Source organism: Arenimonas sp. GDDSR-1 (assembly GCF_025980345.1).
GTDB lineage: Bacteria > Pseudomonadota > Gammaproteobacteria > Xanthomonadales > Xanthomonadaceae > Arenimonas.
The window spans coordinates 1-12,512 of the sequence record NZ_JAPDUI010000057.1 but is presented as its reverse complement, the minus strand read 5'-3'; the positions used below and the strand labels follow the sequence as shown (position 1 = coordinate 12,512).

At 60.4% G+C, this 12,512-nt stretch carries 12 protein-coding genes and 1 tRNA gene; 11 read left to right on the top strand and 2 right to left on the bottom strand.

Going from position 1 to position 12,512, the window contains the following annotated elements; genetic code table 11:
- The 10 genes from Q0W88_RS08785 to Q0W88_RS08740 form a co-directional block, all read left to right on the top strand.
- On the top strand, nucleotides 1-450 hold a 450-nt coding region (locus Q0W88_RS08785; protein ID WP_297802339.1), incomplete at its 5' end, for a S8 family serine peptidase.
- Between the two features lie 242 nt (nucleotides 451-692).
- A complete protein-coding gene (gene thrS, locus Q0W88_RS08780; protein ID WP_297802336.1) occupies nucleotides 693-2,597 on the top strand; it encodes a threonine--tRNA ligase in 1,905 nt (634 codons plus the stop codon).
- A 33-nt stretch (nucleotides 2,598-2,630) separates the two neighbouring features.
- Nucleotides 2,631-3,158, top strand: a complete 528-nt coding sequence (infC, locus tag Q0W88_RS08775) for a translation initiation factor IF-3 (RefSeq protein WP_297802342.1) — start codon at nucleotides 2,631-2,633, stop codon at nucleotides 3,156-3,158.
- Between the two features lie 277 nt (nucleotides 3,159-3,435).
- Nucleotides 3,436-3,639 carry a 50S ribosomal protein L35 gene (gene rpmI / locus Q0W88_RS08770; RefSeq protein ID WP_297802333.1) on the top strand — a complete coding sequence of 68 codons (204 nt, stop codon included), beginning with the start codon at nucleotides 3,436-3,438 and terminating at the stop codon, nucleotides 3,637-3,639.
- A gap of 13 nt (nucleotides 3,640-3,652) precedes the next feature.
- Entirely contained in the window at nucleotides 3,653-4,012 is a 360-nt protein-coding gene (gene rplT / locus Q0W88_RS08765) for a 50S ribosomal protein L20 (RefSeq protein WP_297802328.1), read from the top strand.
- 97 nt (nucleotides 4,013-4,109) lie between these two features.
- A complete protein-coding gene (gene pheS, locus Q0W88_RS08760) occupies nucleotides 4,110-5,105 on the top strand; it encodes a phenylalanine--tRNA ligase subunit alpha (RefSeq protein WP_297802325.1) in 996 nt (331 codons plus the stop codon).
- Between the two features lie 39 nt (nucleotides 5,106-5,144).
- Nucleotides 5,145-7,517: a phenylalanine--tRNA ligase subunit beta gene (gene pheT, locus Q0W88_RS08755; RefSeq protein ID WP_297802322.1), complete on the top strand. Its 2,373-nt coding sequence runs from the start codon at nucleotides 5,145-5,147 to the stop codon at nucleotides 7,515-7,517.
- Nucleotides 7,518-7,546: 29 nt separating this feature from the next.
- Complete coding sequence (locus Q0W88_RS08750) at nucleotides 7,547-7,849, top strand: integration host factor subunit alpha (protein ID WP_297802319.1); 303 nt, start codon at nucleotides 7,547-7,549, stop codon at nucleotides 7,847-7,849.
- Nucleotides 7,827-8,183 (top strand): MerR family transcriptional regulator, encoded by a 357-nt coding sequence (locus Q0W88_RS08745; protein WP_297802316.1) that lies wholly within the window; start codon nucleotides 7,827-7,829, stop codon nucleotides 8,181-8,183. Before Q0W88_RS08750 ends, Q0W88_RS08745 begins: the two co-directional genes overlap by 23 nt.
- Nucleotides 8,184-8,216: 33 nt before the next feature.
- A tRNA-Pro gene (locus tag Q0W88_RS08740) sits at nucleotides 8,217-8,293 on the top strand.
- A gap of 51 nt (nucleotides 8,294-8,344) precedes the next feature.
- Here the strand turns inward: Q0W88_RS08740 and Q0W88_RS08735 are convergent.
- Both Q0W88_RS08735 and Q0W88_RS08730 read right to left on the bottom strand, forming a co-directional pair.
- Complete coding sequence (locus Q0W88_RS08735) at nucleotides 8,345-10,114, bottom strand: acyl-CoA dehydrogenase C-terminal domain-containing protein (RefSeq protein ID WP_297802313.1); 1,770 nt, start codon at nucleotides 10,112-10,114, stop codon at nucleotides 8,345-8,347.
- 15 nt (nucleotides 10,115-10,129) lie between these two features.
- Nucleotides 10,130-10,591 carry an LEA type 2 family protein gene (locus Q0W88_RS08730; RefSeq protein WP_297802310.1) on the bottom strand — a complete coding sequence of 154 codons (462 nt, stop codon included), beginning with the start codon at nucleotides 10,589-10,591 and terminating at the stop codon, nucleotides 10,130-10,132.
- A gap of 261 nt (nucleotides 10,592-10,852) precedes the next feature.
- On the opposite strand from Q0W88_RS08730, the gene Q0W88_RS08725 reads away from it, so the two are divergent.
- Nucleotides 10,853-12,512, top strand: a 1,660-nt coding sequence (locus tag Q0W88_RS08725; RefSeq protein WP_297802307.1) for a TonB-dependent receptor, incomplete at its 3' end; no start/stop codon positions are given.

Here is a 12,512-nt window from a genome sequence, read left to right as displayed (position 1 = left end):
ATCAGCCGCGCCAATGCCGCAGATATCCTGTTCATTGCCGCCGCTGGCAACAGCGGTGCCAACAATGACGCCACGGCTGCCTATCCGAGCGGTTACAACGTTCCGAACGTGATTGCTGTGGCCGCTCTGGCCAGCGATGGCAGCTTGGCTTCCTACTCGCAGTACGGCGCCACCACGGTGGATATCGGTGCTCCGGGTTCGGCCATCCAGTCGACCCTGCCGGTGGCTTCCGGTAATGGCAAGAACGCCAGTGTGGTTTCGGGCTACGGCAGCTACAGCGGCACATCCATGGCGACCCCGCACGTGACCGGTGCAGCCGCGCTCTACAAGGCCATCAACCCCGGTGCCACCGCCGCGCAAATCAAGGCGGCGCTGCTGAACGGTACGCCGACCCCGTCGTTGCAAGGCAAAACCCTCACCGGTGATCGCCTGAACGTCAGCGGTTTCTGATAAAACCTCCTCGGGTTGGGAAAAACACCGCTCCGGCGGTGTTTTTTTTAGCTCAAAACCGGCGTAACACCCGATTCTGATTGACTTTCCGGCCCAAAAAGCCTAACTTATATTTAACAAATACAGGCGGCGCCCTGCGTCGAGAGTGCGACATGTCCACACCCATGATGACAATGCATCTCCATGGCTGAGCGCGACAGCGGACGCTCGGCGTCCATCGATACTCTTCACCCTGCGAATCTATGATCACCATTACTTTGCCCGACGGCTCCAAACGGCCGTTCGAAAATCCCGTCACCGTGCATGAGGTCGCCGCATCCATCGGCGCCGGTCTGGCCAAAGCGGCTCTGGCCGGCAAGGTCGACGGCAAGCTGGTCGATACCGCGCATACCATCGCAAGCGATGCCAGTCTGGAAATCGTGACCGAAAAGCACCCGGATGCGCTGGAAATCCTGCGCCATTCTTCCGCGCACCTGTTGGCCCAGGCCGTGCAGCGCCTGTATCCCGGCGCGCAGGTCACCATCGGCCCGGTCATCGACAACGGCTTTTATTACGATTTCGCCTATGAGCGTCCGTTCACGCCGGAAGATCTGCCGAAGATTGAAGCCGAAATGGCGAAGATCATCCAGGAAGCGCATGCCGTATCGCGCAGCGTGAAGTCGCGTGATGAGGCGGTGGCCTTTTTCAAAGGCATCGGCGAGCACTATAAAGCGGAAATCATCGCTTCCATCCCGGCAAGCGAGGATCTGTCGCTGTACACGCAGGGCGAATTCACCGACCTGTGCCGCGGCCCGCACGTACCGGATACCGGCAAGCTGCGTGCCATCAAGCTGATGAAAGTGGCCGGTGCTTACTGGCGCGGCGATTCCAACAACGCCATGCTCAGCCGCATCTACGGCACGGCCTGGTTGAATGAAAAAGACCTGAAAGCCTATCTGTTCCAGCTGGAAGAAGCGGAAAAGCGCGATCATCGCCGCATCGGCAAGGCACTCGATCTGTTCCACCAGCAGGAAGAAGCGCCGGGCATGGTGTTCTGGCATCCGAAGGGCTGGGCGTTGTGGCAGGTGGTCGAGCAGTACATGCGCGGCGTGTACCGCGACTCCGGCTACCAGGAAGTGCGCTGCCCGCAGATTCTCGACGTGTCGCTGTGGAAGAAGTCCGGACACTGGGACAACTACAAAGAAAACATGTTTTTCACCGAATCGGAAAAGCGCACCTACGCGGTCAAGCCGATGAACTGCCCCGGGCATGTGCAGATCTTCAACCATGGTCTGCACAGCTACCGCGACCTGCCGATCCGCTACGGCGAATTCGGCTCCTGCCACCGCAACGAGCCTTCGGGCGCGCTGCACGGCATCATGCGCGTGCGCAGCTTCACCCAGGACGACGGCCACATCTTCTGCACCGAAGACCAGATCGAGTCGGAAGTGACCGCCTTCCACCGCCAGGCCATGGCCGTGTATGCCGATTTCGGCTTCACCGACATTTCCCTGAAAATCGCCCTGCGCCCTGAAAAGCGCCTGGGCACCGACGCCACCTGGGACAAAGCCGAGCATGCCCTGCGTGCCGCGCTGGGCGCCTGCGGCGTGCAATGGGAAGAGTTGCCGGGCGAGGGGGCGTTCTACGGCCCGAAGATCGAATACCATATGCGCGATTCCATCGGCCGTGGCTGGCAGGTCGGCACCATGCAGGTCGATTTCATGATGACCGAGCGCCTTGGCGCCGAATACATCGATGAAAGCTCCAGCAAGCGCCACCCGGTCATGCTGCACCGGGCCATCGTCGGCTCCATGGAGCGTTTCATCGGCATCCTCATCGAAAGCCATGCCGGCGCCCTGCCGACCTGGCTGGCACCGGTTCAGGCGGTGGTGATGAACATCACCGATGCCCAGGCCGATTTCGTCGATTCCGTGCAGCAAGCCCTGGTCAAGAAAGGCTTCCGGGCCGCCAAGGATTTGCGTAATGAGAAGATCGGCTATAAAATCCGCGAGCATACCCTGCAACGGGTGCCTTATCTGCTGGTGGTCGGTGACCGCGAGAAAGAGAACGGACAGGTTGCGGTACGGACCCGTTCAGGCGAGGATCTGGGGGTCATGAGTATCGACGCCTTCATCGAACGCCTGCAAGCAGAAACCCCGCAGCACTGAGCTGCGGGCCCATTTCCCCAAGAGGATTGACTAATCAATACGCCCGTTTCAGAAAAAGGTAACCGCAAGAACCACGAAATCCGCGTCCCGCGCGTCCGCGTCATCGGCGCCGACGGCGAGATGGTCGGCGTCCTGAGCCGCGATGAAGCGCTCGCGCTCGCCGAAGAATCCGGCATGGATCTGGTCGAAATCCAGCCCAATCAGGATCCGCCGGTCTGCCGCGTCATGGATTACGGCAAATACCGCTTCGAACTGCAGAAGAAAGCCGCTGCCGCCAAGAAGAAGCAGAAAGTGGTCGAAATCAAGGAAGTCAAATTCCGGCCAACCACCGACGTCGGCGATTACAGCATCAAACTCCGCAACGTCCGCCGCTTCCTGGAAGAGGGCGACAAGGTCAAGGTCAACATTCGCTTCAAAGGTCGCGAAATGTCGCACCAGGAGCTCGGCGTTGAAATGGCCAAGCGCATCGAGACCGATCTGGCCGAAGAGGCCGTCATCGAGTCCCGGCCGCGTCTGGAAGGCCGTCAGATGATCATGATGATCGCTCCCAAGAAAAAATGACCGGACCGGCGGATTCCGCTGCCGTCTGATTTTTTCCTGAATAAAACCGGCTAACAGCCGGTTTTCATTCATTTTTAGCCTGATTTGACTTGCCCGGACCCGAAAAACCGGTCATAATGGTCGGCTCTTGGTTCGCCAAGCGGCCGCGCAGCCGTCGCCTTCGGGTAGCGCAATTGGACATCGGACGCGCAAGCGTCCACTCGCGACACAGGCAGGACGGAAAGAATGGCGCAAGCCATCGCCTGGTCAGTTAACCACCGAAAAGGATCATCCCCCAATGGCCAAGAATAAAATCAAGACCAACCGGGCGGCCGCCAAGCGCTTCCGCAAGACGGCATCCGGAAAATACAAGTGCGGCCACGCCAACCGTAGCCACATCCTCACCAAGAAAGCGACCAAACGCAAACGCAATCTGCGCCAGACGAATCACGTCCGCGCCGAAGATGCAGGCCGTCTGGACCGCATGCTGCCCTATCTCTAAGGAGGATTGAACCATGGCACGAATCAAACGTGGTGTCACCGCACACGCCCGACACAAGAAAATCCTGAAGCTGGCCAAAGGCTATTACGGCGCACGCCGTAAAGTCTTCCGCGTCGCCAAGCAGGCCGTCACCAAAGCCGCGCAATACGCCTACATCGGCCGCAAGCAGCGCAAGCGCCAGTTCCGCAGCCTGTGGATCACCCGCATCAATGCGGCTGCCCGCATCAACGGCCTGAGCTACAGCCGCTTCATGAACGGCGTCCTGAAAGCCAACATCAAGCTGGACCGCAAGGCGCTCGCCGACATCGCGATCCACGATGCCGCGGCTTTCGCCAAAATCGCCGAGCAGGCCAAGAGCGCCCTCGCGGCCTGATTGCAGCTTGACGCTTTGCACGAGCAGGGCTGAAACCGACAATGGGGAAGGGCGCAAGTCCTTCCCCATTTTCATTTGAAATTCCCTCTGGAATCCGATGAGCACAATCGATCAATTGACCGCAAAGGCGCTGCAGCAGATCGCCGATGCCGGAGACCTCGACGCGTTGGACGCCCTGCGCGTAGCGCTGCTCGGCAAGTCGGGCGAAATCACGCTGCAACTCAAACAGCTCGGTACGCTGGCACCCGAACAGCGCAAGCTGGCCGGTGAAGCCATCAACCGCGCCAAAGAAGCCGTTGCCGACGCCATTGCCGCGCGCAAACACGTGCTTGAGCAGGCCGCGCTGGACCGTCGCCTGGCTTCCGAACGCATCGATGTGACCCAACCGGGCCGCGGGTTGCTGCCGGCCAACGCACACCCGGTGAGCAAAACGCTGGAGCGCATCAGCGAAATCTTCTCGCGTCTGGGCTATCAAACGGCTGAAGGGCCGGAAGTCGAAGACGACTGGCACAATTTCGAAGCATTGAATTTCCCGCCGCACCATCCGGCGCGCGCGATGCACGATACCTTTTATTTTCCCAGCGGCCATCTGCTGCGCACGCACACCTCGGGTGTGCAGGTGCGTTTCATGAAGGATAACAAGCCGCCGCTGCGCATGATCGCCATGGGCAAGGTCTACCGCTCCGATTCCGACCAGACCCACACCCCGATGTTCCACCAGATGGAAGGCCTGCTGATCGACGAGACCTCGAGCTTCGCCGATCTGAAAGGCACGCTGGCCGCGTTCGTGCGTGCGTTCTTCGAGCAGGATTTCGAGATGCGTTTCCGGCCGAGCTATTTCCCGTTCACCGAGCCCTCGGCGGAAGTGGATATCGCCTGGAAACAGCCCGATGGCAGTACCCGATGGCTGGAAGTGCTCGGTTGCGGCATGGTGCATCCCAATGTCCTGCGCAGTTGCGGCATCGACCCGGAACGCTATACCGGTTTCGCTTTCGGTCTCGGCATCGAGCGCTTCGCCATGCTGCGTTACGGCGTGAACGATCTGCGCAGCTTCTTCGAAAACGACACGCGTTTCCTGAGGCAGTTCGCCTGATTGACGATGCGCTCTGCGCACGCTACGGATAGATGAGATATGAAGTTTCCTGAAAGTTGGCTCCGACAACACATTCAAACCGATGCCGGCCACGATACGCTCTCGGCCTGCCTGACCGCGATCGGTCTGGAGGTCGAGGACGATACACCGATCGGCGCGGTACTGACCGGCGTGGTCGTGGCCGAAATCCTGTCGCTAGAAAAACACCCGGAAGCCGACCGTCTGAACGTCTGCCAGGTCGCCACCGGCAGCGGAACGGTGCAGATCGTCTGCGGCGCGCCCAATGCCCGGGCCGGGCTGAAAGCTCCTTTGGCGCAGATCGGTGCCGAGCTGCCCGGCGGTTTCGCCATCAAGGCCGCCAAGCTGCGCGGCATCGATTCGGCCGGCATGCTGTGTTCGGCGAAAGAACTCGGCATCGATGCCGATGCCTCCGGTCTGCTGGAATTGCCGGCGGATGCGCCGGTCGGCACCGCGCTGGCGGACTATCTCGGATTGCCGGATGCCCGCTTCGAGCTCAAACTGACGCCGAACCGGGCCGACTGCTTTTCCATCCGCGGCATTGCCTTCGATCTGGCGGCGGCCCTGCAGACCCGTGTGGTTCCGATGCAGATTCCGGAAGTGCCGGTCACTTCCGGCAGCCGTATTGAAGTCAAAGTTGCTGCTGAAACCGACTGCCCGCGCTACTGCGGCCGGGTCATCGAAGGCCTGAATCCGAATGCCGTCACGCCGCTGTGGATGAGCGAGGCGCTGAAGCGCTCGGGTATCCGTCCATTGTCGCCGCTGGTCGACATCACCCAGTTCGTGATGCTGGAGCTCGGTCAGCCGATGCACGCCTTTGATGCCGACAAGCTCACGGGTCCGATTGGTGTCCGGCGTGCCCTTGCCGGTGAAAGCTGCGGCTTGCTGGATGGCAAACAGGCCGAGTTGAGTCCCGAATTCACCGTGATCACCGATGCCGATCGTGCCATCGCCGTCGCCGGCGTGATGGGTGGACTCGACACCAGCGTCAGTGCGGAGACGACCCGGGTCTTTCTGGAAAGCGCCCATTTCGCACCGGAATCCATCATCGGCCGGGCCCGCAAGCTCGGCCTGCATACCGATGCGTCTCACCGCTTCGAACGCGGTGTCGATCCGGCCCTGCCGGCGCTCGCCCTCGAGCGTGCCAGCGCGCTGGTTCTGGAAATTCTTGGCGGCCAAGCCGGTCCGGTGGTGCTTGCCGAATCACCACAACACATTGCGGTTGCCGTTCCGGTGCTGCTGCGCCGCCAGCGTCTGGCCCGGGTGCTCGGCATAGCTGTGGATGATGCACGGGTCCAGCAGATTCTTCTCGCGCTCGGCATGCAGGTCGCGGCCGTTGCCGATGGCTGGCAGGTGACCGCACCGAGCCGTCGTTTCGATATCGCCATCGAAGAGGATCTGATCGAGGAAATCGCCCGGATTGTCGGTTACGAACAGATTCCCATGCGCACGCCGAGCGGTGAAGTACCGTTGGTGGCGCGCAGCGAGTCGGCGCTGGACGAGTCGGCCCTGCGCAGCCAGCTGATTGCGCTGGATATCCAGGAAACCATCAATTACGCCTTCGTCGACGCCGCGTTGCTGGACACCTGGCAGTTGCAGGCCGGCGCATTGGCCTTGGCCAATCCGCTGAGCGCCGAAATGGCGGTGATGCGCACCTCGCTGCTGCCGGGTCTGGTCAGCACACTCACCGCGAATGCCGCCCGCCAGCAGACCCGTCTGCGACTGTTTGAAATCGGCCGTGTGTTTACGGCTCAGGGCACCCAGGCGCCGCTCGAGCGCCAGTGCGCCGCCGCCGTGCTCTGCGGTCCGAGTTTGGCCGAACAGTGGAGCAGCAAACCGGGGGCTGTCGACTTCTATGACGCCCGTGCCGCCGTGGATGCCGCCCTCGCGCGCCTCGGCTTCCAAGCCTCCTACCGTCCGGCGCATGCGGCCTATCTGCATCCGGGCCGCTCGGCGGTCATTGAAGTCGCCGGCAAGGACGTCGGTCTGGTCGGTGCCTTGCATCCGGCTCTGAATAAAGCCCTGGATCTACCGGGTGATGTCTATGCTTTCGAGCTGGACCTGTCGGCTTTGCCGCCGCGCGCCCTGCCTTCGGCGCTGCCGGTATCCCGTTTCCCCAGCGTCCGGCGTGATTTGGCGCTGGTGGTTCCGGAGTCGGTGCAATGGGCGGAAATCGAGGCCTGTGTGCGCCAAACACTGGGCGATCGTCTGCAGTCCACGGTGCTTTTCGACGTCTATCGGGGCGCCGGTCTGCCGGAATCTTCAAAAAGTCTGGCTATAGGCTTGATTTTGCATGAATTTTCGCGCACTCTAAACGACTCGGAAATCGAAACATCGATTTCAGAGGTGCTGGCGTCATTGGCCAACGACTGCCAAGCCGTGTTGCGCGGCTGAGTTTCATATCGATACAGAGGTTTATTTTTATGGCATTGACCAAAGCAGAAATGGCGGATCGTTTGTTCGAAGAAGTCGGACTCAACAAGCGTGAAGCGAAAGAATTCGTCGACATGTTCTTCGATACCCTGCGCGGTGCGTTGGAGTCCGGCCGGCAAGTGAAGCTTTCGGGCTTCGGCAACTTCGACCTGCGCCGCAAGAACCAACGCCCGGGCCGCAATCCCAAAACCGGCGAGGAAATCCCGATTACCGCGCGTACCGTAGTCACCTTCCGTCCTGGCCAGAAACTGAAAGAGCGCGTGGAAAATTATGCTGGATCCGGGCAGCAATAAGGAACTTCCGCCCATACCGGCCAAACGCTACTTCACCATCGGTGAGGTCAGCGAGCTGTGTGATGTCAAACAGCATGTCCTGCGTTACTGGGAAACCGAATTCGAAACCCTGAATCCGGTCAAGCGCCGCGGCAACCGCCGGTATTACCAGCACCATGATGTGCTGAAAGTGCGTGAAATCCGCGATCTTCTCTATCATCAGGGCTATACCATCGGCGGCGCACGTCTGCGCCTCGAAGGCGGTGGCCGGCGTGATCAGGCGGCATCGATGGATGCACATGCCATAAAGGCTTTGAAGACCGAGCTCGAAGAAATCCTGCGACTGCTCGGCTGAGACCGGCACCTTGCGTTATAATGTTGTCTTGAACGGGGCGTAGCGCAGCCTGGTAGCGCATTTGCCTGGGGGGCAAAGGGTCGTGGGTTCGAATCCCGCCGTCCCGACCAACGAAAAAAGAGCCGCATTGCGGCTCTTTTTTCGTCTCCGGACAGTCGGGCTCAGAACAGACCGCTGTCCATTGCCATCAGACTGCGGCTGCCGCTTCGGATCGCGGCGGCATGTTGGGCCGTCCGCGGCAGGATCCGGGCGAAGTAAAAGCGCGCGGTTTCGGTTTTCGAGCGCGCCAGCGCGTCATCGTTGCCGGCGGCGGCGACACGGGCCATTTCCGCCCACCAGTAAGCCAGGCAAATGTAGGCAGAGAGAAACAGATAATCGTAGGCGCCCGCGCCCGGTGCATTGGCATCTTCGGCGGTCATCGCGCTAATTTCAGCGGTGATGTCCGACCAGAGCCTGACCGAATCCTGCAGCGCCGGAAGGAATTCACTGTCGGGGTTGGCGGCACAGAAGGCCTCGATCTGGCCGATGAAGCGCTTCATGCCGGCGGCGCCGGTATGCAGGGTCTTGCGGCCGAGCAGGTCGAGGGCCTGGATCTGCGTGGTGCCTTCGTAGATGGTGGTGATGCGGGCATCGCGCGCGAGCTGTTCCATGCCCCATTCCCGCACGTAGCCGTGACCACCGAAGCATTGCAGGGCATGGTAGGTGCATTCGTTGGCCCATTCGGTCAGCGCCGCTTTCACGATCGGGGTCAGGAAGCCCAGCATCAATTCGGCTTCGGCTTTTTGTTCGGCATCGCGGGCATGGTCGACGCGGTCGATCTGCAGCGTGGCCTGATAGGCCAGACAGCGCCCGCCTTCGGCCAGCGCCTTGCAGGTCAGCAGCATGCGCCGGACATCGGGGTGCACGATGATCGGGTCGGCCGGTTTGTCGGGGAAGGCGGCACCGCTGGCGGCGCGCATCTGCAGGCGGTCCTTGGCGTAGGCGAGGGCGTTCTGGTAGGCCCGGTCGATCAGGCCGAGTCCTTGCAGGGCCACCGCGATGCGTGCCGAGTTCATCATGATGAACATGGCATTCAAGCCGCGATTGGCTTCGCCGATCAGCCAGCCGCGGGCGCCGTCGAAATTCATCACGCAGGTGGCCGAGCCTTTGATGCCCATCTTGTGCTCGATCGAGCCGCAGCGCACGGCATTGGGCTGCAACAGGTTGCCATCGGCATCGACATCGATTTTGGGCACGATGAACAGCGAGATGCCTTTGACCCCGGGCGGCGCATCGGGCAGCCGCGCCAGCACCAGATGGATGATGTTGTCGGTCAGGTCGTGCTCGCCGCCGGTGATGAAGATCTTGGTGCCGGTGATGGCATAGGTGCCATCCGCATTCGGCGTTGCCCGCGTTTTCAGCAGTCCGAGGTCGGAGCCGCAATGCGGCTCGGTCAAACACATGGTGCCGGTCCAGCGGCCGGACACGATGTTGTTGAGGAAAATCTGCTGCTGCCAGGCATCGCCGTAGTGTTTCAGGGCCTCGACGGCGCCGTGCGACAGCAGCGGGTAGGCGCCCCAGCTGAGATTGGCGGCATCGATCATTTCCTTGAAAGCACAGGCGATGCTTTCCGGCAGGCCCTGGCCGCCGAACGCCTCCGGTGCGCTCAGGCCGTTCCAGCCGGCATCGACGAACTGCCGGTAGGCCTCGGTGAATCCGGCCGGCGTGCGCACGGCACCGGTGGCCTGATCATGATGGCAACCTTCCTCATCGCCGCTGCCGTTGATCGGGGCGAGCACCGATTCGGCGAATTTCGCCGCTTCGTCCAGAACGGCATCGAGCAGGTCCCGGTCGGCATTGGCGAAGTCCAGGCCGGCATAAGCCTTTTCGGCGTTCAGAACATCGAACAGCACGAATTTCATGTCTTTCAAGGGGGCTTTATAGGTATTCATGGAGAGTCCGTAGGGTTATCGGTAAACGCCGGCAAGCCCGGGAGCGGGATTCAGCCGGCCTTCGTATTTGAGGGGATAGCTCCGCCCCGGATCACGGCTGCGCAGGCTGCCTTCGAGCCGGTAGCGCAGGGGCTGCGATTTCTCCTGGCGGTCCCTGATGATTTCCCGGGTGGACGCGCTCAACGGCAGTTTCAGCGTCAGCAGCTCGGCATTGTTGGCTCCGATATTGACCGACTCCGGACTGCCGATTTCGGCCCATTCACCGTCCTGGAACTGGAGCTTCAGCTTTATTTCGCTGAAATCCATGGCGCCGGTGCTGAAGTTCTGGATTCGGATCTGGATCTGCCACTGGCCGTCGGGTTGCTGTTTCAATTCCTTGATGGTGGCCTGTGGCGGGAAATAACGGATGGTGGGGCCGCTGGCGCAGGCAGTGAGCAGAAGCAGGAAGGCGAGGGCGCTGAAAACGGATTTTGACATGGTGGATTCCCGGCAGTATGGATAAATCATAGCATCGCCGTTTGCGCAGCGATGTGACGGGTCCGTCATCAGACAGGACCGGTGGCAGGGCAAAGGGTTCCCGCGGCCTCCATTGGAAAGCGTCAAAATCACCTAACGGCTTGTCCGGCTTGCAGTTTTTGTCAACTCCGACTATTGTATGAAACATGTCGGCAGGTTGCCGCAGGTCCTGTTCTGTCGGACTGTACTGAGTTTCAGGATTTCATGTTCACGGAGAGCATCATGAAGAAGAACTACTTGAGTCTTGCCATCGGCCTTTCGCTAGCGTCATTCTCGGTGCATGCCCAGCAGCCTGCCGCCAATGAAAAATCTGCGGTCGGCGCCGAAAACAAAATCGATGGCGTGACCATTACCGCACGCCGGAATTCCGAGAGCATTCAGGAAACGCCGGTCGCCGTCAGCGTGTTCGGTTCGGAAGATCTGCGCGACATCCAGGCTAGTAAAATCGACGGCATTCAAGGGGCTGTCCCCAACCTGAACATCGTGCAGGGTGCCGGTTCGTCCAATACCGTGAATGCCTATATCCGCGGCATCGGACAGCCCGATGCCCTGCAGTCTTTTGATCCCGGTGTCGGCATTTACATCGATGAAGTCTATTATCCGCGCGTCCAGGGCGCGCTGTTTTCAATGTTTGACGTCCAGCAGGTGGAAGTACTGCGCGGACCGCAGGGCACCTATTACGGCAAGAACACCACCGGCGGCGCCATCAAGATCACGACGATGAACCCGTTCGAGGACGAAGACCGCAGAGTCGAGCTTTCTGTCGGCAATCTCGGATTGGCCGAAGCGCGTGCCTACTTCAGCGGAAAATTCAGCGATACCGTGGCCGGCAGCCTCTCGGCCGGTTGGCTGACCCACGACGGCTATGTCACCGATCCGGCCACCGGCAAGGATTACAACGACCAGAACATCAAGACCATCCGCGGCAAGCTCGCTTTCAAGCCGAGCGATACCTTCAGTGCCGTGGTTTCGCTTGATTACACCAAGCAAGACGAAGCCCTGACGCTCGGCCAGCCGATGGGGGGCCTGTATTCCTATGATCTCGGGGATGCCATTTTCGACGACCCGATCAATTTCAATCCCTACACGCAGCTGGTGGCGCCGCCGACCGGGGAATACGATTTCAAATCCAGGACCTCGTTTACCGGCGATGAAGGCCAGAAGCTCACCCAGCAGGGCATCGCGGTCACCATGAAATGGGATTTCACCCCCGAATGGCAGCTGCACTCCATCACCGGCTATCGCAAACTGAAGGTGGATTCGTACGTCGATATGGACGGTTCCGAATACCAGTTGGCCGATATTTTCCTGTCAATCGACCAGAAACAGCTCAGCCAGGAAATCAACCTGCATTACGACAACGGGCGCAATTTCAACGCGGTGTTCGGTCTGTACTACATGGATGAACAGGTGCCGTCCAGCCAGGTCTCCAATTCCGATGACTTCCTGAAGTTCTTTGACCTTCCGGTCAGTTTTCTGCGCACTTCAGAGGATGATCTGGATAACAAGAGCATGGCTTTCTTCGCAACCGGCAACTGGCAGTTCAAGGACGGCTGGGAAGTGTCGGCGGGCTTGCGTTACAGCAAGGACAGCAAGGATTACAGCCGGACCACCTCCTACTATTCCGATATTCTCGGCGTCAGTGACCCGGATGTCGCCTTCAGCGTCAGCGATGACTGGTCTGCCTGGACCCCGACCGCCTCGATCCAGAAGGCCTTCAGCAAAAACAGCATGGGCTATTTCTCGGCGACCCGTGGCTTCAAATCCGGCGGTTTCAACGGACGCTCGACGGTGATTCCGGAAACCTACCGTCCCGAGTATGTCTGGTCCTATGAGGCTGGCCTGAAGCTGCAGTCCGAAGACGGGTTCTTCTCCGGACGTT